This is a genomic window from Mycobacterium ahvazicum, assembly GCF_900176255.2.
Taxonomy (GTDB): Bacteria; Actinomycetota; Actinomycetes; order Mycobacteriales; family Mycobacteriaceae; genus Mycobacterium; species Mycobacterium ahvazicum.
In genome coordinates this window covers 249,435-272,507 of record NZ_FXEG02000001.1, presented here as the reverse complement: position 1 = coordinate 272,507, position 23,073 = coordinate 249,435, and the positions used below count along the sequence as shown (strand labels likewise).

Sequence of the window (23,073 nt, the reverse complement as noted above, 5' to 3'; positions counted from 1 at the left end):
CGAGCTAGTGTGTCAAAAGAGCTTGCGCGCCATCTTCAGGGCCCGGTCGGTGTAAGGCGGGTAGGTGAAGCTGGACAGATCCGGGCGGGTCGGTTTGGTCATCACCGACTTGCGGTGACTGAACTCCTCGAAGCCCCACTTGCCGTGGTAGGCACCCATTCCCGACGCGCCGACCCCGCCGAACGGCAACTTGGCCGTGGAGACCTGGAAGGCGAGGTGGTTGACCACCAGGCCACCGGCCGGGACTTCCTGGATCACCTTCTCGCGCACCTCGCGCGACCTGGTGAACAGGTACGCCGACAACGGCTTCGGTCGCGAGTTGACGAAACGTATTGCGTCGTCCAGAGATTGGACGGTGATCACCGGCAGCAGCGGTCCGAAGATCTCGTTGACCATCAGCGGGCCGTCCGTGTCGGGATCGACGACGACCGTCGGCTCGATGCGCAGGGTCGACGCGTCGGAGCCGCCGCCGACGGTGGTTTTGCCGCCCGAGCCGTTGAGGTAGCTGGTGAGCCGGTCGAACTGACGCTGATTGGCCACCCGCATTCCGGTCGGCCCTTGCGAGCGGTACTTCGTGATGGCCGCACCGATCTTGGTCACCAGCTCGTCGCGGATCGTCGCGTCGGCCAGCACGTAGTCGGGGGCCACGCAGGTCTGACCACCGTTGAGCAGTTTGATCCAGGCGATGCGCTTGGCCGCGACGTCCAGGTCGGCGTCGGCCGCCACGATCACCGGGCTCTTGCCGCCGAGCTCGAGCGTGCACGGGGTCAGGTGCGGCGCCGCGCCTTCGTAGACCTTGCGGCCGATCTCGGTGCCGCCGGTGAACATCACCCGGTCCAAGCCCTGCGCGATCAGCTCCTGGCTCACCGAGCCGTCGCCTTCGAACACCGCGATGGCGTCGTTGTCGAGGTAGCGCGGGACCAGCTCGGCCATCAGATGCGACGACGCGGCCGCGATTTCCGAGGGCTTGAGTATCACGGCGTTTCCGGCTGCGATCGCGCCGACCGCCGGACCCAGGGTCAGGTAGAACGGATAGTTCCAGGCGCCGATGACCAGCACCGTGCCGTAAGGCTCGTACTGGATCCAGCCGCGGCCGGGCAGTTGGGCCGCTTCGAGGAGCGCGTACTTGCGCCTCATCCACTTGCGGACCTTCTTGGCGGCGTACTTCGCCTCGCCGACGGTGCCGGCGAAGTCACCGATGAACGCCTCGAACGGGTGGCGGTCCAAGTCTTCGGCGAGCGCGGCGTTGATCGCGGTCTCGTTCTCCTCCATCAATCGCGCCAGCGCCAGCAGCTGGCGCTTGCGCCACTCGACGTCTCGGGTGCGCCCGGTGGCGAAGGTCTGGCGCAGCCGGGCCACCGTCGCGGGGATATCGGCGGGCCGGGCCCCCGGCCCCGACGAAGCCCCGTTGGTGGACTCGGACGTCTTGCGTGCAACCGATTCGGTAGTCATCGCTGTCTTCCCCTCTCGCACCTTCCCGGAAATGCCCACAACTGTGCGCGCGGACACATACGGGCGATAACCGCGATCCTAACCATCCGGTCGGTTGGGAGGTAAGGGAAGCTCCAACAGGTGCGGTCGAATATCGCGCCGGCAGCCGATCCTTGGCCGGTGCCCCTCCGGCGAACCGCCTGGTCAGCCCCTGGTTGCGGTGATGAAGGTGTTCGCGAAGGGCCGGTCGTCGTTTTGCGGCTCGCGGCCCAACCGGGTGGCCTCCTCGCGCGCGTTGACCGTCTGCACCGTCCAGCCGTGGGTGGCGAACCACTCGCCGCAGTCGGGCCGGCCCTCGTCTTCGAACCAGAGGTCGAACGGGTTGAACGAGGTGTCCTGGCCGCGCGCCTCGCGCTTGGCCTTCAGCTCGGCCCACCGCTCTTCGGCTTCGCGGCGCTTGTCCACGTCGACTCCGAAATTCTCGACGGCCACCCGACTACCCGATGCGCTCAGCGCGTCGATCGAGACGAACAGCGCTTCTTGCGCGGCCGCCGGAAGGAAGGGCAATAGCCCCTCGGCCAGCCACGCCGTCGGCTGGCTCGCGTCATAGCCCGCCTCGCGCAACGCCTTCGGCCAGTCGTGGCGCAGGTCGACGGGGACGGGGCGCCGCACGGCGATGGGCGTCGAGCCCGCCAGCGTCTCGGCCTTGTACTCGAGGACCTTGGGCAGGTCGATCTCGTAAACCGTTGTCCCGGCGGGCCAGTCCAGCCGGTACGCGCGCGAATCCAACCCGGCGGCCACGATCACCGCCTGGCGAATACCGGCGGCGGCCGCGGCGGCGAAGTACGCATCGAAGAAATGCGTGCGCACCGCCTGGTAGTTGATCATCTCCTGGGCCCGAACCGCGCCGTCGGGATCGTCGTCCTCTGCACCTGCCCACCATGCCGTCACCTGTTCGCGCACGCCGTCGAGCGCCGGCGTGGAGACCAGCGGCTCGGCGAATTGGTCGCGGATCAGCGGATCCGCGCTGGCGGTCTCGGCGGCACGGGCCAACGCGACCATCACCGCGGTGGCCCCGACGCTGGTGGCGATGTCCCAGGAGTCGTCTGCCGTGCGTGCCATTACAACCGCTCTCCGATCACGAAGTTGGAAAAAATGTCCTGCTCGTCGGCACGCGGGTGATTGTCGTTCCAACGACCCAGCCTGCGCCGCTCCTCTGCCGACAGCCACAGCTGCGCGCGCCAGCCGTGCCCATTCAGCCACTGCGCGACATCCGCCCGGTGCTCGTCGAAATACATCAAATCCCCGGCGTCGGGGTTTTGCACCAGGCCGATCTCGTCGGCCAACTTGCTCACGCGCTCGTGTACATGCGTCCGCCGCTGCTGGGCACGAGCGGGGGCGGTCTCGGCCGCGACCCGGCTTCCGGCCGCGCTCACCTCGCCGATCTGGGTGAACAACCGGTCCTGCGCCTCGGCGGGCAAGTACATCAACAGTCCCTCGGCCAACCACGCCGTACGTGCCGATCGGTCGAAGCCGGCGACACGCAGCGCCGACGGCCAATCCTGCCGCAGGTCGATGGCCACCTCGCGGCGATCCGTCGACGAGCGCACGCCGTTTTCGGCCAGCGTTGCGGCCTTGTAGGCCAGCACCTCGGGCTGGTCGACCTCATAGATCGCGGTACCGTCGGGCCAATTCATGCGGTAGGCACGGGAGTCCAGCCCGGACGCCAGGATTACCACCTGCCGGATTCCGGCGGCCGCGGCATCGGCGAGATAGCGGTCGAAGAAGTGCGTCCGGACCGCCACGTAACCGCGAATGTGGGCGAGATCGGCCACGAATTCCGGGTCGAGCGCTTCCACCTTGGCGGCGACGGCCGGGTCGAGCATGGCCCCCCAGAGAACCCCGATACCGGCGTTGGTGGCCAGCAGTTTGGCGTACGGGTCGCGGATCAGCGCATCAGGCTGTTCGGTTTCGACGGCTCGCGCCGCGGCGATCGTCACCGCCGTCGAGCCGACGCTGGTGGCGATGTCCCACGTGTCGTCCGCGCTGCGAGGCATGACTGGGACTTAACGTGCCGCCGGTTACAACCGCTCCCCGATCACGAAATCGGAGAACGAATCCTTGTCGTCGTCCAGCTCGACGCCGGCAACCCTGCGGCCCAAGCGCTCCATCTCGTCGACCGAGTTCTGCGACGTGGCGCGCCAGCCGTGGCCGTTGAGCCACTCCGCGACGTCCGCCCGATTCTCGTCGCGATACATCAGCTCGCCGACGTCGACGCTCTGCTCGATGCCGATCTCGTCGGCGACCTTCTTGAATCGTTCCCGCATCTGTTCACGCCGCTCATCGGAGTGCGTAGGCGCGGTTTCGGCCGAGACGCGGCTGCCGGCCGGGCTCAGCTCACCGATCTGGGTGAACAACTTGTCCTGCGCCTCGGCGGGCAGGTACATCAGCAATCCCTCGGCCAGCCAGGCGGTGCGCTGAGCCGGGTCGAAGCCGGCGGCACGCAGCGCGGCCGGCCAGTCCTCGCGCAGGTCGATCGCCACTTCACGACGGTCGGCGGACGGGGTGGCGCCGCTCTCGGCAAGGGTGGCCGACTTGTAGTCCAGCACCTGAGGCTGGTCGATCTCGTAGACCGTGGTGCCGGCCGGCCAGTCCAGCCGGTAGGCCCGCGAGTCCAGTCCCGACGCCAGGATCACGACCTGGCGGATCCCAGCGGCGATGGCGTCGGCGAAGTACGCGTCGAAGAAGTGCGTGCGCACCGCCTGGTAGCCACGCATGTGGTGGATGCGAGCAGCGGATTCTTCGTCGATCGCCTCGATCTTGGCGACGACCTCGGGGTCGAGCATGGCCTCCCAGATGATCTCGGCCCCGGCGTTGTTCACCAGCAGCCTGGCGTAGGGGTCGTGGATCAGCGCGTCGGGCTGCTCGGTTTCGATGGCCCGGGCGGCGGCCACCATGACCGCGGTGCTCCCGACGCTGGTTTTGATGTCCCAGGTGTCGTCATGTGTGCGAAGTGAACTCATCGGCGGTGCTCCAGGTCTTGTGCGGTCGGGTCAGTGTGATGGTCCGGCGAAGCGCGCACGCAGCAGGGCGCTGCGGACGGCATCGTCGGCCAGGTCTTCGGGGACGGCGCGGCCCAGGCGGGCCATCTCGTCGCGGTTGTTCACGACGTTCACCTGCCAGCCGTGGTGGGTCAGCCACTCGGCGGCGTCGGATCGGTCCGGCTCGTGGAAGGTCAGCGCCTGGACGTTGACGTCCAGGCCGAGCCGGTCGCGCATCCGCTGCCAGCGGTTGGTGTTGCTGCTCGCGTTGATGCCGAACACCTCGATGGCGACCTGGCTACCGGGCACGCTGAGCTCGGTGAACATCTCGAAAAGCCGGTCCTGGGCATCGCTGGGCAGATAGGGCAACAGGCCCTCGGCCAGCCAAGCCGTGGGCTGTGTGCGGTCGAATCCGGCCGCTGTCAGCGCCGCCGGCCAGTCGTCGCGCAGATCCACGGCGACCGTGCGCCGGCTGGCGGTGGGCACGTGCGATTCCAGAATTTTGCCTTTGTACTCCAGCACCTGCGGCTGGTCGATCTCGTAAACCGCGGTCTCGGCAGGCCAGTGCAACCGGTAGGCCCGCGAGTCCAGGCCGGCGGCCAGAATCACCACCTGCCGGATTCCGTCGCGGGTGGCGTCGGCGAAGTACTCGTCGAAGAAGTGCGTGCGCACGGCCTGGTAGTCGATGCCGAGACGATGTCCCCGCTGGCCCTGCTCGTCGCCGTCCAGCCAGGCCAGCTCGGGGTCGGTCAACCGGTCCCATGCCGGTCCGGCCGGCGAGACCAGTTTCCGGGCGAAATCGTCCCGAATCAGCGGATCGGATCCGGCGGTCTCCGCGGCGCGTGCGGCCGCGACACCCAATGCGGTGGCGCCGACGAGCTCGGTGATGGCCCACGAATCGCCCGCGGTCCGGAGCGAGGGTGGAAGCGGCGGCTGCAACGAGGAGGAGTCGTCGAGATCAGTCATTTCCGGGCCATGTTACCCGAATAAGTTAGTTAGCCTATACGCTTTGTGCCCGATCTCACTCCCCCCGAAAACGGGCTCAGTCCCGCCCCTTGAACAGCGCGCCCTCCAGTAACTGGCCCAGCATGCCGGTGACGGCCTGCATCTCCTGGTAGCTCTGGACATAACCGGCGTAGAACCCGGCGCCGCACAGCACCACCAAAAGCGTCTCGATCAACGCATTGGCATCGATTGGGATAGCGAACTCACCCTGCTCGATTGCGTCATTGATGACACGCGTCAAGAAATCTCGACAAATCCGTACCGCATCGTTTTCTGCTTGGCTCAATTCGGGGTGGCGCTGGGATTCCAGAATCGAACCGATCAGAAACGCCGACGCCGCGGGATGCTCGGAATTCGTCGCCACCGCCGCTGAGATGAACCCGGTCAATCGGGCCATCAGGGTCGTCTCGCGGTCCGCCTGTGCGATGCCGGCCCCGAAGAGGAGTTCGCTGGTTTCGCTCAGCACCTCTCGATACAGCACCCGTTTGTTGGAAAAGTAGTGGTTAATGGCCGGCCGGGTGAGATCGGCGCGCACCGCGATGGCTTGAAATGTGGCTCCCTCGTAGCCACGTTCGCTGAACACCAAGCGACCGGCGCGCAAGATTCTCTTGCGCGTCTCGTCTGCCTTCGCGGCGGGTGGACGGCCCGGCCGGCGCCTCGCCGTGGACGGCACCGTTAGAGTGTGCCACCCCTTCGGGTAGGCATTAAAGCATTTGGCGGAATGTTGCCGAACTTTCCCGCTTGGTAGTCCTCGAGTGCCTGGAGCAATTCCGCGCGGGAGTTCATCACAAATGGCCCGTAGTGGAATACCGGCTCGCGAATCGGTTGTCCGCCCAGCAGTAACACATCAATTGCTGAGGTCGACGACGATTCCTGAGTCGAGTCGGCCGCTACCGTGATCCGGTCGCCGGGTCCGAGCACGGCCAATTGGCCCTGGTGAATCGGATGACCGACCGGGCCGACCGACCCACTGCCGGACAACACGTAAACCAGCGCGTTGAAATCGCGCCGCCACGGAATGTTGAGCCGTGCTCCGTTTTGAATTGTGGCGTGCGCCAGTGTGATTGGCGTGTATGTGACGCCCGGGCCGCCCTGACCGCCGATCTCACCGGCGATGATGCGGACCAATGCCCCGCCGTCGTCGGAGGCGAGCAGCCTGGCGTCGACGGCTTCGATGGCCTGATACCTGGGCGCCGCGAACTTGTCCTTCTTCGGCAAGTTCACCCAGAGCTGGATGCCGTGGAACAGGCCGCCGCTTTCGACCAATTCGGCGGGCGGGGTCTCGATGTGCAGAATCCCGGACCCTGCCGTCATCCACTGCGTCGCGCCGTCGGTGATCAGCCCACCACCGCCGTGGGAATCCTGATGCGCGAACTTGCCGTCGATCAGGTAGGTGACGGTTTCGAAGCCACGGTGCGGGTGCCAGTCGGTACCCCGCGGCTCGCCCGGCTCGTAGTCCACCTCGCCCATCTGATCCATGTGCACGAACGGGTCCAGGGCGGCGGCGCTGACTCCGGCGAATGCCCGGACGACGGGGAACCCTTCGCCCTCGTATCCGCGCGGTCCCGTGGTGATCGAGCGGACCGGGCGTTCGGTGTCTTGCGGGGCGGCCGCGCCAACCCTGGGCAATGTCAACGTGTCTGCGGTGATGGCAGGCATATCAACCTCCTTCATTTGAGAACTACCCATATAACCGGACCGGAGTCCGGTTATTCCGCTCTGTCATAGGATGGCGCGGTGGAGCCGACGGAGGACGAGCCCCAGCCCGCTGTCGCTCCTGCCGCGGCCGCCGGCGGGCGATTCGGGGCATCGATCAGACAGGCGAGCTACCTGCCCAAGTGGTTCGCGCTGGGCATCACGATCGGCGTGATCTCGGGCCTGGGCGCGGTGGTGTTCTATCTGGTCCTGAAATACGCCGGCGATTTCCTGCTGGGCTATCTGGCCGACTACCGCATCCCGACGCCGGTGGGCGAGGGCGGCAGCCGTGGGTCGGCCGGCTTCACGCGGCCATGGGCTATTCCGCTGGTGACAACGGCCGGGGCGCTGCTGTCGGCCTTGCTGGTGGCCAAGCTCGCACCGGAGGCCACCGGGCACGGCACCGACGAAGCCATCGAGGCGGTGCACACCGATCCCCGCGCGATCCGCTTCCGGGCGGTGCTGGTGAAGATGGTCGCCAGCGCGCTGACGATCGGTTCGGGCGGTTCGGGTGGCCGCGAGGGCCCGACGGCACAGATCTCGGCCGGCTTCTGCTCGCTGCTGACCCGGCGCCTCGGCCTGTCCGACGAGGACGGCCGGATCGCGGTCGCGCTGGGCATCGGCGCGGGTATCGGCGCGATCTTTGCCGCGCCGCTGGGCGGCGCGGTGCTGGCCGCCTCGATCACCTACCGCGACGACTTCGACTATCGCTGCCTGTTGCCCGGATTCATCACCTCGGGGACGGCGTACGCGGTGCTCGGTGCGTTCCTGGGCTTCGACCCGCTGTTCGGCTACATCGACGCCGAGTACCGCTTCGAAAAGTCATGGCCGCTGCTGTGGTTCGTGGTGCTCGGTCTGGTCGCGGCAGCGGTCGGCTACCTGTACGCCTGGATCTTTCACGCCTCGGTCCGGCTCACCCGCCGACTGCCGGGCGGGCCGGTCCTCAAGCCCGCGGCGGGCGGCCTGCTGGTCGGGCTGCTGGGTCTGTTGATCCCCGAGATCCTGGGCAGCGGCTACGGCTGGGCGCAGCTGGCGGCCGACCGCACCGCCCTGCTGCAGATCCCGCTCTGGATCGTCCTCGTCCTGCCGCTGGCGAAGATCGTCGCGACCTCGCTGTCGATCGGCAGCGGGGGCTCCGGCGGGCTGTTCGGGCCCGGCATCGTGATCGGCGCCTTCGTCGGCGCCGCCGTCTGGCGTCTTGGCGATCTGGCCGCTCTGCCCGGAATACCCAACGGGCCGGGCATCTTCGTCGTGGTCGGCATGATGAGCTGCTTCGGCAGCGTCGCCCGGGCACCGCTGGCCATCATGATCATGGTCGCGGAGATGACCGGCTCGTTCTCGGTGGTGCCCGGAGCCATCATCGCGGTGGGAATCGCGTCGTTGCTGATGTCGCGCACCAACGTCACGATCTACGAGGCACAGCGCCTCAACCGAGAGGCTGCCGAAGCCGAGCGCGCGCACAAGGCCGCGCCCGAGTAGCCCTACGACTTCTTACGTCGCGCCGTGTCGGCCGCACCCTTTTCGGTCTTCTTGCCCTCGTGAGTCAGCGTGCCGCCCGCGCTTTCGAGATGCGCGCGGACAAACCACTGGAATTTCTCCAATTGTCCGGCCTGACCGATCAACATGTCCTGGGTGACCTGGTCGAGTTCGTCTGTCTCGTCGATGGCTTCGCGGATGTCTTCGATCACGCCGTTGTAGACGAGATCCAGCGCCGCCAGGTGTGCCTGGACGGTGTCGCGACCAACCGAATAGTCGTCCCATGACCGGTCCCGGATGATGGCGCCCGGAGTTCCTTCGGGCGAAGCACCAAGGGCCGCAATACGTTCGGCGACATCATCGGCAAAAGCCCGCACCGCATCGACTTGGGGATCGATCATCTCGTGCACACCAATGAAGTTGGGGCCCACGACATTCCAGTGAACATGCTTCAGCGTCAAGTGCAGATCGTTGTAAGTACTCAGCTGCTTCTGCAACAACTCGGCCAACCGGGCGCCCTGCTTTTCGGTCAATCCCGGAATGGTGAACTGCGTCATCGATCGCTCCCTGCGTGTCGTACCGGCAATTTCACGACGAGTACCCGATGACCCGGTTCGAAAACACCGGCTGGTCAGAGCGCGTGGATTTGCTGGACCGGCAGTCGCGCGCCGCGTCTCGGCTCGTAGGCCAGTCCGCTGGCATAGAGCACGCAGACCACCCGGTGGCGGTGTGGCCGCATCGGCTCCAGCAGCTCGAGCATGCCCTCGTCGTCGACCGGGTGGCCCAGCAACGTCCAGCCGATCATCTTCGGGATGTGGTAATCCCCGACCGAGACGGCATCGGCATCGCCGAACGCCCGTTGCGCGGTCTCGGCGGCCGTCCACTCCCCGACGCCCGGCAGCGACGTCAGCGCTTCGCGCACCTGTGCCGCCGGCCGTGACGCCAGCCGTTCCAGTGAGGCCGCCCGGCGCGCACACGTCACGACGGTCCGGGCCCGGCGCGGATCGACGTTGGCGCGATGGAATTCCCATGACGGGATGCTTCGCCAGACCTCGGCCGACGGCGGCACGCGCATGCCGGCCGGCGCCGGCCCGGGTGCCACCGTGCCGTACTTGGACACTAGCTTCCGCCAGGAGGAGAACGCGTCGGCGCCCGGCACCCGCTGCTCGATGATCGCCGGGATCAGCGCTTCCAGCACCTGCCCGGTACGGCCCAGGCGCAGGTGCGGCACGCGTTTCTGCGCCGCGGCAACCGTTGGGTGTGCCGGGGTGAAGTCCGAGGCGTCGTCGTCGGCACCCAGCAGTGCGGGTAGCCGCTCGAGAAACTGCTCGGCGCCGTCGCCCCAGGCCTCGCAGTGCGCCGCGTCGGCGGCCGCGCGGCTGATGCGCGCGGTGACCGGCCCACTGGGTAGCAGGCTGGTGCGCCAGATGGTGGCATCACCCGGGAGGCGAAAGCAGGGGTCGCGGGGACCGCGGCGAAGCGGCGCCAGGGTGGGCCCGAAGCTGACCGCCCCGGGAAACGTCACCGTTCGCGTGCTCGTCACCGAAGACTCCGGATTTCCACTCTGATTGACCGCCCACTACCTGCCAAGACACTATTGCGATGTGATGACGCCGTTCGATGCTCCCAACGCCGAGCTGGCCTGGATGTTCCTCCAGAGTCTGAGCGAAGGCGGCGACCTCGACGAGGGTTTCGCGTTGCTCAGCGACGACTTCAGCTATTGGAGCCTGTTCACCCGGGAGACCTACAACAAGGAAGCCCTGCGCCGCGTGACCGACCGGCGCAAGCAGTCCGTCGAGCTCACCATCGATTTGCTTCGCTGCATCAACGAAGGAGAAACGGTCGTCGTGGAGGCGTATGCCACCGGCACCAATGCAAACGGCGAGCAATACGACACCCCGTTTGTGTGCATCTTCGAGACCAGTGACGGGCTGATCGTCTCGATGCGCGAGTACAGCGACACCCGGGCCTACGCCAAGCTGCTGGGCGGGTGACCTATTCGGCGGTGACGCTGATGTCGGCCTTGTTGGGGTAAAACGCGACGTGCCCGGCGATCTCGGCGACCGCGGGGTACGGCTGCTCGTAGGTCCAGATCACATCCTCGACGGTGTCACCCGCCGACGTCGTGACGGCGTAGTAGCTGGCGTCGCCCTTGAACGGGCAGTAGCTGACCGTTTCGGTGCGGGTCAACCGGTCCTGGGCCACGTCGGCCAGCGGAATGTATTGCACCCCAGGGATTGTCGCTTCCCGCAACTCGAGGGCCGCGGTGGTGTCGGCGACGAGCTCGCCGTTGACGCGAACCTGGACACGTCCCTTGGTCGGGCTGATGGTGATCGGGTGCCCCGCGTTGGGTTCCAAGATTTCTTTGTGGGCCATGCTCTTCCTCCTCAGACGTATCGGTGCAACACCGTCAGGCGGTCAAGACTTCCCCGCATCAACCGGCCCGAATGCGTAGCGATGGTATTGCGACATGTAACGCAACGCCGGAACCGCCGCCATCGCCCTGGCGATCCAGCGCACATACGGTGAAACCAGCTCGAACGTATCGCTGTCGAAGACCGATTCCCAAGCCAGCACGCGCACCCCGGGAACGGCGTCGACGATGTCGCTGGGCCCGTCAATGCCCCAGTGCAGCGTCGAGCCGGAGCGCCGGACCACCGCGTTGATCCGCTGGGTGCGAATGGCGAACGTGTTGAACGCGTCGAACTGCAACTCACCCGATGCGAACCGATCGACGACGCGGCGCAGCAACGCCAGCCCGTCATCTTCGGTCAGATACATGGTCAGGCCTTCGCCGAGGAACAGCACCGGACGGTCGGGGACTATCTCCTGCAGCCACGCCGGTTCGGTGACCGAGGCCGCCAACATCCGGCAGTTGGCCCGCTGCGGGTAGACACGTTCGCGCAGGCTGATCACGTCGGGGTAGTCGATGTCGTACCAGCGCACGCCCGGGCCCGGATCGAGCCGGTACACCCGGGAGTCCAGGCCGCAGCCCACGTGCAGCACGACTGCTTCGTCGTGCACGGCCAGGAACTGGCGGGCCCAGTTGTCGAAGTGCGCGGTGCGAACCGCGACCGACGGGGCGCGGCGCGCGTCGATAGTCGTTGCGGCCCAGTCGTATTCGATGCGGTCCACGGCGGTCTTGGCGTAGTGATCGCTCAGGATCGAGTTGGGCGCGTCGGCGTCCAGCGCTTTGGCGTACAGCGTCGCCAGCATCGTCTGCGGCGGCCCGCTGAGATCGACGCGAATCCGGTCCATTCGACCGAGCCTATTCGGGTTGGGCGGCCGTTCGGGGGGTGCGCATCGCGGCCCAGAACCGGGCGGCCTCGCGAATCGATTCCTCGACCGGGCGCGGCTGCCAGCCCAGCTCGCGGCGCGCCTTGCTGCTGTCGACCGGCGCTTCGGCGCGCATCATCCGCACCGAGGTGAGGCTGAGCTGGGCGTCGGTGCCGGTCAGCTTGGCCTTCACGGTGCCGGCCGCCGCCAATGCGTAGAGCATCGGGACCGAGATCGCCCGCTGCGGCGGCGGGACACCGGCCTCCTCGGCCGCGATCCGGATCGAATCGTTGAGCGCCATCATCTTCTCGGAAACCAGGTAGCGCTCCCCGATGCGGCCGTGCGCGGCGGCCAGGATCATGGCGCGGGCGGCGTCGTCGACGCCGACGACCTCGAGCTGAATGCCGTTCATCAGGAAGGGCAGTTTGCCGAAGACCGCGCCCGCGATGAAGGCGCCATGCGGGGTCCCACCCCAGTCGCCGTCGCCGTAGGTGGTGGACACGCACATCGCGACGGCGGGCAACCCGGCGTCGGCGACGTAGCGCATCACCAGGTTTTCGGCTTGGACCCGGGACTGCACGTAGGGAGTCAGCCCGCGCGAGGCAATCACGTCCGCTTCGGTGGCCACATGCCCGTGCCGTCGGCCCACGGTCGCGTAGGTGCTGGTGAAGATGAACCGGCGCAGGTTGGCGTCCGTCGCGACATCGAGAACGTTGCGCAACCCCTCGACATTGGTGCGGAACAGCGGCGCCGGGTCACGCAGCCACGCGCGAGTGTCGACGACGCAGTAGTACACATCGTCGACACCGTCCATCGCCTCGCGCAGCGTGGCGGTGTCGAAGACGTCGCCGTGAAAGCGGGTGACGTCGAGGTCGTCGATGGAGCGGGTGTTCGCGCCTTCGCGCACCATCACCCGCACGTCGAAGTTTTCGGACGCACCATCGCCGACGAGCTGGCGGGTCACATGCGAGCCGAGAAAACCGTTGGCGCCGATGACAAGTTTCGGTTTGGCGCTCACTGCGCGCCTCCGTACTGCGCCACGAATTGCGCACCCGCGTCGTCGAGGGTGCCGAGTTCGGCCGCCTTGCGGCACCACTTCAGCGTGGCCTGCACGAAGCGCAGCGGGTTGTAGATGTCTTCCTGTTGCCGCCACAGGCCGTCGCCGGCGTAGGTGATGATCGAAATGTTGGTCTCCCCGATGACGGTGCCGTCGCCGGGATCGCGCATCGGGTTGTCGAGCTCCATGATGACGCGGCCCGTGGGCTCGTCGATGACGTGCCACAGCGAGGGGAACGCCACCATGTGACTGCCCGGAAAGCTGCCCATGGTCCGGCTGATCCACTCCCGAACCTCGTCGCGCCCGCGCATCGTGCCCGCCGCGTGTTCGATGTACAGGACGTCGGGTGTGTAGTGCTGGACCCAGGCGTCCCAATCATGCGATTGCGCGGCCGCATCCACAGTCGCTTCGAATGCGGCGAAGGCGTCGACGAGTTCGCTCCGGGAGAATTGCGGGCTGTTCACGCGAAAACTAGAACACGTTCTACCGTGGTTTGTCGAGGGCATCGCCTCGCGGGTGTACGTGGTCGAGAACATCAGGATAATCGGAGGGAGATTGCGGCCATTCGGCCCGAACGAAATGAGGCAATGACATGACCGACACGCAAAAGGCGATTCTCGCCGGCGGCTGCTTCTGGGGCATGCAGGACCTGATCCGCAAACAGCCCGGCGTGGTCTCGACCCGCGTCGGCTACACCGGCGACCCGAACGTACCCAACGCCACGTACCGCAACCACGGCTCGCATGCCGAGGCCATCGAGATCGTCTACGACCCCACCGCCACCGACTACCGCACGCTGCTGGAGTTCTTCTTCCAAATCCACGATCCGACAACGAAAAACCGGCAGGGCAACGACCGCGGCACCAGCTACCGCTCGGCGATCTTCTATGTCGACGACGAGCAGAAGCGGATCGCGCTGGACACCATCGCCGACGTCGAGGCCTCGGGGTTGTGGCCCGGCAAGGTCGTAACGGAGGTCAGTCCCGCCGGCGACTTCTGGGAGGCCGAGCCCGAACACCAGGACTACCTGGAGCGCTACCCCAGCGGATACACTTGCCATTACATCCGCCCGGGCTGGAAGCTGCCTCGTCGCGCGTCCGCCTAGCGTCGCCGCAGCACAACCCGGCCGCCGTGCTTCGGGATGAACGCGACTCCGCGGGAGTGCCAGCGCTCGTCCGGGGCGTCGGTGGTCTCAATGGTGAAGTGGCGCAACACCGTTCGAAGCACGACGTCCATCTCCATGTTGGCGAAGGCCGCCCCGACACAGCGGCGGGTGCCGCCGCCGAACGGAATCCAGGACAGCGCCGACGGTTTGTTTCCGATGAACCGCTGCGGGTCGAAGCGCCCGGGATCGGGGAATACGTCCGGATTGTCGTGTATCTGCGCGATGCCGACGATGATCGAATAGCCGCGGGGAATCGCCCACTCGCCCAGTTGATACGTCTGCGGGTAGACGTGACGGCCGGCGAAATCGATCACGGTCCTTGACCGCTGAACCTCCAGGATCGTCGCCTGCCGCAGCTCGTTGCCGTCGCCGTCAGCCTCGTCGACGAGCTGCGTCAGCAGCTGCGGATGCCGGCTGATTCGCTCGAATGCCCACGCCAGCGTCGACGCGGTGGTCTCGTGCCCCGCCGCCAACAGGGCCAGGAGCTCGTCGCCAATCTCCTTGTGCGACATGGTCGAACCGTCCTCGTAGCTGCTGCGCAGCAGCAGCGCGAGCACATCGGCCCGATCGGCGAAGTCCGGGTCAGCCCGCTCCGCCGCGATCAGCTTCTCGATGACGTTGTCGTACTGCCGCCGCCATTCATCCAGCCGGTGCCATGGGCTGAACCGGCCATAGTCGCGCTTGGGCTTCGGCAACGCGGCCAGGCGCGAGCCCAGCGTGACCCACGGCGGGATGAGCCGTCGTAGCTCGTCGAGCTCGGCGCCATCGGCACCGAAAACCGCACGCAGGATGGCGTTGAGCGTGATTCGCATCATCGGCGACAGCGTCGCGAACGGCTGGCCCTCCGGCCACTCGGCGGACTCGCGCAGTGTCTCTTCTTCGATGATGTTCTCGTAGTTCTTCATGCTCTTGCCGTGGAACGGCGGCGCGAGCAACCGCCGACGGCGGCGGTGGTCGTCGCCCTCGAGTCCGAATACCGAGCCGGAGCCGAAGAATCTGCTCAGATTGGGCTGGATGTTGCCGAGTTCGTCTGGGCTGGTGGTGAAGATCTGTTTGGCCAGCTGCGGGTCGCTGACCGCGATCACGCGCCCCCACATCGGCAGCTTCAGCGCGACCACGCTGCCGTAGCGGCGTGACAATCGCTGCATCATCAGTCGTCGCGAAATCGCAAAGCCCAAGCCCTGCAACAGCTTCGGCGCCCGCACTGCGGGTGGCAGTCTGACTGCGGAGCCCGGCGGTGCGGCGGTGACTACTTCACTCATGGCGCTACGTCTCCCCAATATCTGCCCCGGTCCGGGGTTGGTACCGCGGTGTACCACAGATCTATCCGTGTACGGTACTCTGTGGTACCGAACCTGACAAGGGAGTGAACGCCGAAAGGGCCACCAGACATGCCATCCGCCACGACGGTGACAGACGCGGTTGAGGTCGCGGTTGTAGACGATCCTTTCCGGCTCCGGCTGCTCGACGGTCTTGCCACCTCGATCGGCGAACGCGGCTATCGTGCCAGCACCGTCGCCGACGTGGTGCGCCACGCGCGCACGTCCAAACGCACGTTTTACGACCAATTCGCCAGCAAAGAAGAATGTTTCCTCGAGCTGCTGGCCGCCGACATCGAAAACCTCGGTGAGCGCATCGCCGCCTCTGTCGATCCGGAGACCGACTGGCATGACCAGATCCGCCAAGCCGTCGAGGCCTACGTCGCCTATATCGAAGCGCGGCCGGCGATTACGTTGAGCTGGATTCGTGAGCTCCCGTCGCTGGGACCCGTCGGTCGACCGGTTCAGCGCCGCGGCCTACAGCTGTTGTCCGACTTGTTGATCGACCTCAGCGCCAGCCCCGGGTTCCAGCGCGCCGAACTGCCGGCACTGACCGCGCCGCTGGCCGTGATCTTGCTCGGCGGGCTGCGCGAATTGACCGCGCTCGCCGTCGAAGACGGCCAGGCCGTCCGCGAGATCGTCGAACCGGCCGTCGACGCGTGCATCGCGCTGCTGGGCCCTCGCCAGTAGCAGCTAGCCTCGTCGCATGCGGCTATCCACTCGAAACCAGCTCAAAGGGACCATCACCGAGGTTGAACTCGGGACAGTGATGGCGGTCGTGAAGGTCAAACTCGACGGTGGCGATCAGATCGTCACCTCCTCGGTCACCAAGGACGCCGCGCTCGACCTCGGTCTCAAGGCCGGTCAGCCCGCGACGGTTTTCATCAAGTCGACCGAAGTCACGATCGGCGTCGAGTAACTCACAGTTTCAAGAACGCGCGCACCCGGTCCAGCACCAAGTCGGGTCGTTGCGCGATGATCCAGTGGCCGGCATCGTCGACCAGCTCCACCTCGAAATCGCCTATGCGGTCCTCATATCCGTCGGTCAGGTCGGGCGTGATCACCGGATCCTGCGTACCGGTCAGCCAGCGGACCGGCACGTCGACGCGAGCGTCCGCGTACTGGCCGCGCACCCAGCGCATCATTTCTCCGGTCTGATAACTGCGGTACCACCGCGAGCCCGCCTCCGCGTGGCCCGGCTCGCGCATGCACTCGAGGTACAAGCTGGCGCTCTCCTCGGGAATCGAGTACCCGCCACCGACCCAGGGCCCCAACATTCGCATGAACCGCGAGTTGGGATCCCTGAGCAACCGGGGGCCGATGACGGGCAGCGATATCGGAATCTGGTACCACAGCCGCCACAGGTTGAGCACCCCCGACGGACTCAACTTCACAAAGGGCGCAACGGTATTGATGCCGAAGAATCCGGTCACCTTCTCCGGATGGCGCAGCATCATGATGAACGCGGTCGGTCCGCCCCAGTCGTGGGCGACGAGCTTCACCTTGTCGATACCCAAATGGTCCAGCACGCCGGCGAGATCCTCGGCCTTCTCGACCTTGGTGTAGCGCGAGCGGGGCGCCGAACTCCAGCCCGCGCCGCGCAGATCCGGACACAACACCCGATACCCATCGGCGGCCAACGGACCGATCAGCTCATGCCACTCCCACCAGTTCTCCGGGAAGCCGTGCACCAACATCACGGCCGGCCCGCCGGGCGGCCCAGCGTCTGCGACGTGGATTGTCACTCCGTCGCCGAGTTCTACGTACCGGTGTTCGACTCCGTCCAACGCGGGCATGGTGACCATGCCTGAAAAGCTATCGCACTGAGCCTAATCCAGGAACCGCTGGACATACGGAGCGAACCGTTCGCGCAGCGCGCTCTCCTGCAGACCAAACATGTCGAACGACGTCTGCACGTTGCCCAAGCGGCCGCGCTGGTGGTTCGCGAGGTAGTCGGCGATGGGCTTGCGTGCCTCGTCGGTGAACGGTTCGCCGGCCAGGGCGTAGACCCGCTCGGCGACACCGAGTTCGTCGGCCATGAAATCGTTGAACCGAATGTCGATTGAGCGATCCGGACCGATGGCGTCGCGATCGCGCACGAGTGCGGTGAGCATCGCATCGAGGCGGTCGATCCACGAGTTGGCGATCTGTGCCACCGGCACCGGTGAGCGGTGCATGCGTGCGGAGTAGGTGATCATCGCGATCATCGAGAGCGCCACCGGCACCGGATCCCGATGGGTGAACACGACGATGCTGTCGGGAAACACCCGATCCAGCACCCGCACCTGCTCGAGATGCTGCGGCGACTTGAGCAGCCAGCGTCGGCCCCCGCGCAGGAACTGCATCGCCTTGAGTTGAGTGGCGAGGTATTCGTAATGGGGTGTCTGGTCATGGGTGCGGTAGTAATCGCGCCAGCGCGGCACCTCGCCGAGCGTCTCGAACAGCATCGTGGAGATGTCGTTGGCCAGCAACTGGATTTCTTCGTGCACGTGATCGGTGGTCATCTCATGCATCAGCGCGAAATGCGGCATCACCATGTTGACCACCCCGACCGCGACGTCCATCCTCGCGCGGCGTGGATCCGGCTCGGCGCCAACCTCATTCGGCAACGGGAACGGCTCATTGCTTTCCCAGTACGGCATGGTGCGGAAGGTGGGCGGCGCGGCCAGCAGGTTGTGCAGGTGCGTGGTGCCGGTGCGGGGCAGCCCGGCGATCACCACCGGCGAGCGCAGTTCGATGTCGTTGATCTCGGGATGCCGCTTCAACAGGTCGGTCAGCAGCAGACGGTTCTTGAGCAGCTGCAGCAGTTGGCCGTAGAAGTTGACGATGCCGGCGCCGTGCAGCCCGTCGATCTCACGCACCGCGGCGAGGTAGACCTCGAGGCGTTCCCGGTAGTCGTCGGACCCGAAGTCGTGCAGGCCGGTGTCGGCGCTGGCCTGCGCGTGCAACGCGTCGGACTCCAGCGGGCACTGCGGGGCCATCGTGGCCATCATGTCGAGGATCTGCTGACCCTCGGCACTGAAACGGGGCAAGGTCAGGTCGTCTAGGCGAACGGCGTCGGTCACGGCGACTTATGTTACTCTGAGTTTCGTAATGGTAGTGGATTTTGGCCGGCCGCGTGACGCGCGCATCGACGGTGCGGTGCTGCGCGCCACCGTCGAGCTGCTGGCCGAGACCGGTTATCCGGGACTCTTGGTCTCGGCCATCGCGGAACGCGCCGGCACCAGCAAGCCCGCGATCTATCGCCGCTGGCCCAGCAAGGCGCATCTGGTGCACGAGGCGGTGTTCCCGATCGGCGCCGCCACCGAGATCCCCGAAACCGGTTCGCTGCCCGATGATTTGCGCGAAATGGTCCGTCGCGCAATGGTTTTCCTGACCACACCGGCCGCCCGGGCTGCCTTGCCCGGCCTGGTCGGCGAGATGGCTGCCGATCCGACCCTGCATTCGGCGCTGCTGAAACGCTTCGCCGGCATCACCGGCGGCGGTCTCGGCGAGTTGCTCGAACGCGCCGCGGCTCGCGGCGAAGTGCGCAGCGACGCAACGGCTTCCGAACTCGCCTCCCAGATAACAGATGCCATCGCCGGCATCACCCTGATGGGCCTGCTCACCCGCCCTGACGAATTCGACCCCGAACGTGCGGACGCCTGGGTGGACCGCACCACCACGTTGCTCCTGAAAGGAATCAGCGCATGACGCACGAATCGACAGCCGCGTGGAAAGAGCTGCTGGCCACCATCGGTGACCTCGACCGCTCCTTTCTGGAGGGCGACCGCGCGGTGACCGACGACCGTCACATTGCCGACGGTTATCGCATGCTGGCCACCACGTTGGGCGTCGCCTTCGACACCTACCTGTTCCCCGAGCCCGGTCGTCCGCAGTTCGTCGCCGTCAACACCCCGTTCCGTCGCGATCGCCGTTGGGGCGGCGACAACACCGACGCGTATTACTTCATCTGCCCGGTCGATGAGAAGCGGCGGTATCGCATCAGCGGTAATAAGGGTGACAGCGTGTACTTTTCGGTGACCGCCTACAACGAACCCGCACCGGGCGCGTGGTCGGACCGCATCGTCGCGATCGTCCGCGACACCGATCTCGACATCGACGCCGACGGCAACTTCGCCTTCGATTTCCCGGCGACACCCGACGCGGTGGTGCTGATGACCCGCGATTACCAGGCCGACCCGTCCACCGGCCGCCCGGTGACATGGCAGATCGAGGCACTCGACGAGCCGGAGCCGATCCGGCATGGCGACGCCGAGACGGCAGCCAGTCTGCGCGCGGCCGCGGCCTGGATGCGCACCATGTTCGCCATCGTGCCGTTGGCCGTCGGGACACGGGTGGACGACCAACACGGGCTGGGCCACGAAACCGCGCACGCCGCAAACCAATTCGCCGATCCCTATCAGGTTCCCGATGCCAACTTCGGCTGGTCGGCCCGCGACGCCTGCTATGCGTACGGCAGTTTCGTGCTCGACGACGACGAGGCGTTGGTCATCACGCATCGACCGCCGTCATGCCGGTTCTGGAACCTGGTGGTGTGGAACCAGTTCATGGCCACCTACGGCGACGAGGGCGCCCGCTCGTCGCTCAACAACCACAGCGCCGCGCTCAACAGCGACGGCTCCGTGACGATCGTATTGTCCAAAGAGATCCTGGCTCACCCGAATTCACTGACGACGCTGGGCTATCCACTCGGCAACCTGGCGTTCCGGTGGTTCCTGTCCGACGGGGTGCCGCAGCGGCCCGAGGTGCAACTCGTCAAGGCCATCGACGCACCGACCGCCACCACCTAACCCCGCCGAGTGTGGGCCCTGAGTACCCCAAACCGCCGGAATTCGTCCATAGGCCCCACGCTCGGACTGAATCAACCCACCTCGCGGACCAGTTCGATCGCGCGGCCCAGCGTCGTCAGCTTGGCATCCAGCGTGTCGCCGGCCGGATAGAGTCGCACGGTGTCGACGCCGGCATCGCGCCATACCGCCAGGCGCGCGCGGACCATCTGCTCGGTGCCGATCAGCGTGGTGCCCAGCACCATGTCGTCGCTCACCAGCGCCGCGGCGCCGTCGCGGTCGCCGGCCTGCCAGCGCTCACGCACGGCAGCGGCGACCCCGGCCCAGCCCTGCCGGCTGTAGGCCTGGTTGTAGAAGTTCGTGCTGGACGACCCCATGCCGCCGAGGCTGAACGCGAGTTCCTTCTTGCGGCTGGCGACCATGCCGCTCAGCTCGCCCTCGTCGGCCGCGAACGCGACCTCGGCACCCTGACAGACGTCGATGTCCGCGCGGGTGCGACCGGCACCCGTGAGGCCCTCGTCGAGGTGGGCGAAGTACGCCTCGGCGGCGCCCTCGGGCACGAAACTGGTGCCCAGCCAGCCGTCGGCGATCTGTCCGGTCAGCCGCAGCATCGCCGGCGACAGCGTGGCCAGGTAGATCGGGATGGCGTGCTGTGGCGCGTTCGACACCCGCATCGGGACCGCCTCACCGGGGCGAGGGATCTGAAACTCGTTGCCGGAGTAAGAGATTTTGCCCCCGGCGAACACCTGCCGGACGATGTCGACGGTCTCGGCGAGGCGGGCCAGCGGCCGGCGGAACGAGACGCCGTGCAGGCCCTCGATCACCTGGGGCCCGGAAGCGCCCAGCCCCAGCAGGAAACGCCCGTTGGACAGGTTGGACAGCGTGATCGCGGTCTGCGCGACCAGCACCGGCGACCGGGTGCCGACCTGCATGATGCCGGAGCCGAGCAGCATCGTGTCGGTGCGCGCCGCGAGGTAGCCCAGCGCCGACGCAGCATCGGCACCCCACGCCTCGGCCACCCAGCACACGTCGAGCCCCAGCTTTTCGGCTTCGACGGCCAGCGTCACCACCTGGCCGGCTTGGTCGCTGCCGCCGGACAACTCGACCGTGGTCGCGGTGCGCATCAGCGCACCCCGTGTTCGGCCAGCCTCTTGATTGCTGCCAGGGTCTTGCCGATCGCGGTCTCGAATTCGCGCATCCGGACGAACACGATCTTTTCCTCTTTGTCCGGCATGGAGTCGATCGCCACCGAAAGCCCCGAGCGTCCTGGTCCCATCTGCATCCAGTAGTTCAGGCTGGTGCCGCCGTCCCGGGGCTCCAGCCGGAACCGCCAGATCGCTGACGGATGCCCGGCATCGCCGACGGCCCACGCGAATTCCCGGTGCTGTTCGCAGACGACGATGTGCGAGGTGGTGCTCCATTCGCCGAACGCGTCGTGCTGGTTGTGGCCGACGAAGCGGGCACCCACCTTCGGCCGGTCGGCGCCGCCGGCCCACTCCACGGACTGCAGCTCGTTGCTCAGGGTCGGCATCAGCTTGATATCCGAGACCAGATTCCAGACCCGGGCCGGATCGGCGTCAATCCACGTCGAAACTTCCACGGTCGGCTTGTCGGCGTAACGTGCTCCGGTCCACTCCACGCCGCCCATTGTCCCCCACCCGGGGCGGGACTCAGGCCGCGACGGGCTCGCGGTCGGCCGGCTTGTCGGCCTTGATCTTCGGCAGCAACGACGTCAGCTTGCCCGGGTCCGGGAAGGTCAGCCGGACGATCTTGCGCACCACGGTGCCGAACTGCTGCAGCAACGGCCCCTTGTTGTAGGGGATCCCGTAGCGCTCACAGATCTCTTGCACCTCGGGCGCGATGTCGGCATACCGGCGCGCCGGCATGTCGGGAAACAAGTGGTGCTCGATCTGGTGCGACAGGTTGCCGGACAGCAGGTGAAAGATCTTGCCACCGGTCAGGTTTGCCGAACCCAGCACCTGGCGGAAGTACCACTGGCCGCGCGACTCGTCCGTGGTCTCTTCGACGGTGAATTCCTGAGTACCGTCTGGGAAGTGGCCGCAGAAGATGATCATGTACGACCACACGTTGCGCATCAGGTTGGCCGTCATGTTGCCGGTGAAGACGAACGGCGCGAACGGGCCGGCCAGCAGCGGGAACGCGACGTAGTCCTTGAGGGTCTGGCGCTTGGTCTTCTTCCAGATCTCCTTGAGGGTGTCCTTTTTGTCCCAGACCCGGATCTCGCCGGAGCGGATCTTTTCGGTCTCCAGCTCGTGCAGCGCGACGCCGTACTGGAACAGCACCATCAGCAGGAACGCATACAGCGGGTTACCGATGAAGTAGGGCGTCCATTTCTGGTCTTCGCTCATCCGGATGATGCCGTAACCGATGTCGCGGTCCATCCCGACGATGTTGGTGTGGGTGTGGTGCATGTAATTGTGCGAATGCCGCCACTGATCGGCCGGGCACGCGGTGTCCCACTCGAACGAGCGCCCGGAGATATTCGGGTCGCGCATCCAGTCGTACTGGCCGTGCATGATGTTGTGGCCGATCTCCATGTTGTCCAGGATTTTCGCAACGCCCAGCATCGCGGTGCCCAGCAGCCAGGCCGGCGGCAGGAACAGCAGAGCGCGCCCGCCGACTTCCAGCGCCCGCTGAGTCTTGATGACGCGACGGATGTAGTCGGCGTCCGCCGCGCCGAGGTCCGCCATCACGCGATCCCGGATGGCGTCGAGTTCACGGCCGAGTTCGTTGGCCTGCTCAGGGGTAAGGGTGATCTTGTCGTGTGACATAGCTCCTCCTCCAATCGTTTACGTTC

26 protein-coding genes are annotated in these 23,073 nt (G+C 66.4%); 7 read left to right on the top strand and 19 right to left on the bottom strand.

Annotated features, from left to right (window positions below; genetic code table 11):
- Positions 1–12: 12 nt before the first annotated feature.
- The 7 genes from MAAFP003_RS01240 to MAAFP003_RS01210 all read right to left on the bottom strand — a co-directional run bounded on the left by MAAFP003_RS01240 (position 13) and on the right by MAAFP003_RS01210 (position 7,136).
- Entirely contained in the window at positions 13–1,452 is a 1,440-nt protein-coding gene (locus MAAFP003_RS01240) for an aldehyde dehydrogenase family protein (protein ID WP_096290795.1), read from the bottom strand.
- Positions 1,453–1,635: 183 nt separating this feature from the next.
- Complete coding sequence (locus MAAFP003_RS01235; RefSeq protein WP_096283737.1) at positions 1,636–2,553, bottom strand: SAM-dependent methyltransferase; 918 nt, start codon at positions 2,551–2,553, stop codon at positions 1,636–1,638.
- Entirely contained in the window at positions 2,553–3,488 is a 936-nt protein-coding gene (locus tag MAAFP003_RS01230; RefSeq protein ID WP_096283735.1) for a class I SAM-dependent methyltransferase, read from the bottom strand. Before MAAFP003_RS01230 ends, MAAFP003_RS01235 begins: the two co-directional genes overlap by 1 nt.
- Before the next feature lie 24 nt (positions 3,489–3,512).
- A complete protein-coding gene (locus tag MAAFP003_RS01225; RefSeq protein WP_096283733.1) occupies positions 3,513–4,454 on the bottom strand; it encodes a class I SAM-dependent methyltransferase in 942 nt (313 codons plus the stop codon).
- Positions 4,455–4,484: 30 nt separating this feature from the next.
- Positions 4,485–5,438 carry a class I SAM-dependent methyltransferase gene (locus tag MAAFP003_RS01220; protein WP_096283731.1) on the bottom strand — a complete coding sequence of 318 codons (954 nt, stop codon included), beginning with the start codon at positions 5,436–5,438 and terminating at the stop codon, positions 4,485–4,487.
- Positions 5,439–5,514: 76 nt separating this feature from the next.
- Positions 5,515–6,150 (bottom strand): TetR/AcrR family transcriptional regulator, encoded by a 636-nt coding sequence (locus MAAFP003_RS01215; RefSeq protein WP_096283729.1) that lies wholly within the window; start codon positions 6,148–6,150, stop codon positions 5,515–5,517.
- Between the two features lie 2 nt (positions 6,151–6,152).
- Entirely contained in the window at positions 6,153–7,136 is a 984-nt protein-coding gene (locus tag MAAFP003_RS01210; RefSeq protein WP_096283727.1) for a pirin family protein, read from the bottom strand.
- 78 nt (positions 7,137–7,214) lie between these two features.
- On the opposite strand from MAAFP003_RS01210, the gene MAAFP003_RS01205 reads away from it, so the two are divergent.
- Positions 7,215–8,651, top strand: coding sequence for a chloride channel protein (locus MAAFP003_RS01205; protein ID WP_096283725.1), 1,437 nt, complete (start codon positions 7,215–7,217; stop codon positions 8,649–8,651).
- Between the two features lie 2 nt (positions 8,652–8,653).
- On the opposite strand, the gene MAAFP003_RS01200 is transcribed toward MAAFP003_RS01205, so the two are convergent.
- Positions 8,654–9,205 carry a Dps family protein gene (locus MAAFP003_RS01200; protein WP_096283723.1) on the bottom strand — a complete coding sequence of 184 codons (552 nt, stop codon included), beginning with the start codon at positions 9,203–9,205 and terminating at the stop codon, positions 8,654–8,656.
- 74 nt (positions 9,206–9,279) lie between these two features.
- On the bottom strand, positions 9,280–10,191 hold the full coding sequence (locus MAAFP003_RS01195) for a DNA-3-methyladenine glycosylase family protein (protein WP_096283721.1): 912 nt from the start codon (positions 10,189–10,191) through the stop codon (positions 9,280–9,282).
- 61 nt (positions 10,192–10,252) lie between these two features.
- Here MAAFP003_RS01195 and MAAFP003_RS01190 point away from each other — a divergent pair, with 61 nt between their 5' ends.
- Positions 10,253–10,642: a nuclear transport factor 2 family protein gene (locus tag MAAFP003_RS01190; RefSeq protein WP_096283719.1), complete on the top strand. Its 390-nt coding sequence runs from the start codon at positions 10,253–10,255 to the stop codon at positions 10,640–10,642.
- Between the two features lies 1 nt (position 10,643).
- Here the strand turns inward: MAAFP003_RS01190 and MAAFP003_RS01185 are convergent, their stop codons facing one another.
- From MAAFP003_RS01185 to MAAFP003_RS01170, 4 genes are read right to left on the bottom strand one after another with little or no spacing between them, the layout of a single operon-like run.
- The gene (locus MAAFP003_RS01185) at positions 10,644–11,024 is read right to left on the bottom strand and encodes a DUF427 domain-containing protein (RefSeq protein ID WP_096283717.1); all 381 of its coding nucleotides are present in this window, start codon (positions 11,022–11,024) and stop codon (positions 10,644–10,646) included.
- 42 nt (positions 11,025–11,066) lie between these two features.
- On the bottom strand, positions 11,067–11,906 hold the full coding sequence (locus tag MAAFP003_RS01180) for a class I SAM-dependent methyltransferase (RefSeq protein WP_096283715.1): 840 nt from the start codon (positions 11,904–11,906) through the stop codon (positions 11,067–11,069).
- A 10-nt stretch (positions 11,907–11,916) separates the two neighbouring features.
- Complete coding sequence (locus tag MAAFP003_RS01175) at positions 11,917–12,942, bottom strand: NAD-dependent epimerase/dehydratase family protein (RefSeq protein ID WP_096283713.1); 1,026 nt, start codon at positions 12,940–12,942, stop codon at positions 11,917–11,919.
- Entirely contained in the window at positions 12,939–13,445 is a 507-nt protein-coding gene (locus MAAFP003_RS01170) for a nuclear transport factor 2 family protein (protein ID WP_096283711.1), read from the bottom strand. The genes MAAFP003_RS01175 and MAAFP003_RS01170 overlap by 4 nt, the downstream gene beginning before the upstream one ends.
- A 128-nt stretch (positions 13,446–13,573) precedes the next feature.
- Between MAAFP003_RS01170 and msrA the strand changes: the two genes are divergently transcribed.
- Entirely contained in the window at positions 13,574–14,086 is a 513-nt protein-coding gene (gene msrA, locus MAAFP003_RS01165) for a peptide-methionine (S)-S-oxide reductase MsrA (protein ID WP_096283709.1), read from the top strand.
- Here the strand turns inward: msrA and MAAFP003_RS01160 are convergent.
- The gene (locus MAAFP003_RS01160; protein ID WP_096283707.1) at positions 14,083–15,408 is read right to left on the bottom strand and encodes a cytochrome P450; all 1,326 of its coding nucleotides are present in this window, start codon (positions 15,406–15,408) and stop codon (positions 14,083–14,085) included. The two genes, msrA and MAAFP003_RS01160, sit on opposite strands and share 4 nt — an antisense overlap.
- Positions 15,409–15,537: 129 nt before the next feature.
- Between MAAFP003_RS01160 and MAAFP003_RS01155 the strand changes: the two genes are divergently transcribed.
- Together MAAFP003_RS01155 and MAAFP003_RS01150 are read left to right on the top strand one after the other, a co-directional pair.
- The gene (locus MAAFP003_RS01155; RefSeq protein WP_096283705.1) at positions 15,538–16,155 is read left to right on the top strand and encodes a TetR/AcrR family transcriptional regulator; all 618 of its coding nucleotides are present in this window, start codon (positions 15,538–15,540) and stop codon (positions 16,153–16,155) included.
- A gap of 16 nt (positions 16,156–16,171) precedes the next feature.
- A complete protein-coding gene (locus tag MAAFP003_RS01150; protein ID WP_096283703.1) occupies positions 16,172–16,384 on the top strand; it encodes a TOBE domain-containing protein in 213 nt (70 codons plus the stop codon).
- 1 nt (position 16,385) lies between these two features.
- Here MAAFP003_RS01150 and MAAFP003_RS01145 read toward each other — a convergent pair whose 3' ends face one another.
- Both MAAFP003_RS01145 and MAAFP003_RS01140 read right to left on the bottom strand, forming a co-directional pair.
- On the bottom strand, positions 16,386–17,270 hold the full coding sequence (locus MAAFP003_RS01145; RefSeq protein WP_096283701.1) for an alpha/beta fold hydrolase: 885 nt from the start codon (positions 17,268–17,270) through the stop codon (positions 16,386–16,388).
- Positions 17,271–17,294: 24 nt separating this feature from the next.
- The gene (locus tag MAAFP003_RS01140) at positions 17,295–18,530 is read right to left on the bottom strand and encodes a sulfotransferase family protein (protein ID WP_096283699.1); all 1,236 of its coding nucleotides are present in this window, start codon (positions 18,528–18,530) and stop codon (positions 17,295–17,297) included.
- Positions 18,531–18,558: 28 nt separating this feature from the next.
- Here MAAFP003_RS01140 and MAAFP003_RS01135 point away from each other — a divergent pair, with 28 nt between their 5' ends.
- Positions 18,559–19,158 carry a TetR/AcrR family transcriptional regulator gene (locus MAAFP003_RS01135; RefSeq protein WP_096283697.1) on the top strand — a complete coding sequence of 200 codons (600 nt, stop codon included), beginning with the start codon at positions 18,559–18,561 and terminating at the stop codon, positions 19,156–19,158.
- Entirely contained in the window at positions 19,155–20,258 is a 1,104-nt protein-coding gene (locus MAAFP003_RS01130; RefSeq protein ID WP_096283695.1) for a DUF1214 domain-containing protein, read from the top strand. The genes MAAFP003_RS01135 and MAAFP003_RS01130 overlap by 4 nt, the downstream gene beginning before the upstream one ends.
- A gap of 71 nt (positions 20,259–20,329) precedes the next feature.
- On the opposite strand, the gene MAAFP003_RS01125 is transcribed toward MAAFP003_RS01130, so the two are convergent.
- Genes MAAFP003_RS01125 through MAAFP003_RS01115 form a run of 3 tightly spaced genes read right to left on the bottom strand, consistent with a single transcriptional unit; the run spans position 20,330 to position 23,047 of the window.
- Positions 20,330–21,379: an LLM class flavin-dependent oxidoreductase gene (locus tag MAAFP003_RS01125; protein WP_096283693.1), complete on the bottom strand. Its 1,050-nt coding sequence runs from the start codon at positions 21,377–21,379 to the stop codon at positions 20,330–20,332.
- A complete protein-coding gene (locus MAAFP003_RS01120; protein WP_207768432.1) occupies positions 21,379–21,903 on the bottom strand; it encodes an SRPBCC family protein in 525 nt (174 codons plus the stop codon). The genes MAAFP003_RS01125 and MAAFP003_RS01120 overlap by 1 nt, the downstream gene beginning before the upstream one ends.
- 22 nt (positions 21,904–21,925) lie before the next feature.
- Complete coding sequence (locus MAAFP003_RS01115; protein ID WP_096283692.1) at positions 21,926–23,047, bottom strand: fatty acid desaturase family protein; 1,122 nt, start codon at positions 23,045–23,047, stop codon at positions 21,926–21,928.
- Positions 23,048–23,073 lie beyond the last annotated feature (26 nt).

Bases quoted from the DNA above. Each gene is read 5' to 3' on its own strand.
- MAAFP003_RS01240 (WP_096290795.1), bottom strand. From the start codon at position 1,452: ATGACTACCGAATCGGTTGCACGCAAGACGTCCGAGTCCACCAACGGG.
- MAAFP003_RS01235 (WP_096283737.1), bottom strand. From the start codon at position 2,553: ATGGCACGCACGGCAGACGACTCCTGGGACATCGCCACCAGCGTCGGG.
- MAAFP003_RS01230 (WP_096283735.1), bottom strand. From the start codon at position 3,488: ATGCCTCGCAGCGCGGACGACACGTGGGACATCGCCACCAGCGTCGGC.
- MAAFP003_RS01225 (WP_096283733.1), bottom strand. From the start codon at position 4,454: ATGAGTTCACTTCGCACACATGACGACACCTGGGACATCAAAACCAGC.
- MAAFP003_RS01220 (WP_096283731.1), bottom strand. From the start codon at position 5,438: ATGACTGATCTCGACGACTCCTCCTCGTTGCAGCCGCCGCTTCCACCC.
- MAAFP003_RS01210 (WP_096283727.1), bottom strand. From the start codon at position 7,136: ATGCCTGCCATCACCGCAGACACGTTGACATTGCCCAGGGTTGGCGCG.
- MAAFP003_RS01200 (WP_096283723.1), bottom strand. From the start codon at position 9,205: ATGACGCAGTTCACCATTCCGGGATTGACCGAAAAGCAGGGCGCCCGG.
- MAAFP003_RS01185 (WP_096283717.1), bottom strand. From the start codon at position 11,024: ATGGCCCACAAAGAAATCTTGGAACCCAACGCGGGGCACCCGATCACC.
- MAAFP003_RS01180 (WP_096283715.1), bottom strand. From the start codon at position 11,906: ATGGACCGGATTCGCGTCGATCTCAGCGGGCCGCCGCAGACGATGCTG.
- msrA (WP_096283709.1), top strand. From the start codon at position 13,574: ATGACCGACACGCAAAAGGCGATTCTCGCCGGCGGCTGCTTCTGGGGC.
- MAAFP003_RS01160 (WP_096283707.1), bottom strand. From the start codon at position 15,408: ATGAGTGAAGTAGTCACCGCCGCACCGCCGGGCTCCGCAGTCAGACTG.
- MAAFP003_RS01155 (WP_096283705.1), top strand. From the start codon at position 15,538: ATGCCATCCGCCACGACGGTGACAGACGCGGTTGAGGTCGCGGTTGTA.
- MAAFP003_RS01150 (WP_096283703.1), top strand. From the start codon at position 16,172: ATGCGGCTATCCACTCGAAACCAGCTCAAAGGGACCATCACCGAGGTT.
- MAAFP003_RS01145 (WP_096283701.1), bottom strand. From the start codon at position 17,270: ATGGTCACCATGCCCGCGTTGGACGGAGTCGAACACCGGTACGTAGAA.
- MAAFP003_RS01135 (WP_096283697.1), top strand. From the start codon at position 18,559: ATGGTAGTGGATTTTGGCCGGCCGCGTGACGCGCGCATCGACGGTGCG.
- MAAFP003_RS01130 (WP_096283695.1), top strand. From the start codon at position 19,155: ATGACGCACGAATCGACAGCCGCGTGGAAAGAGCTGCTGGCCACCATC.
- MAAFP003_RS01125 (WP_096283693.1), bottom strand. From the start codon at position 21,379: ATGCGCACCGCGACCACGGTCGAGTTGTCCGGCGGCAGCGACCAAGCC.
- MAAFP003_RS01120 (WP_207768432.1), bottom strand. From the start codon at position 21,903: ATGGGCGGCGTGGAGTGGACCGGAGCACGTTACGCCGACAAGCCGACC.
- MAAFP003_RS01115 (WP_096283692.1), bottom strand. From the start codon at position 23,047: ATGTCACACGACAAGATCACCCTTACCCCTGAGCAGGCCAACGAACTC.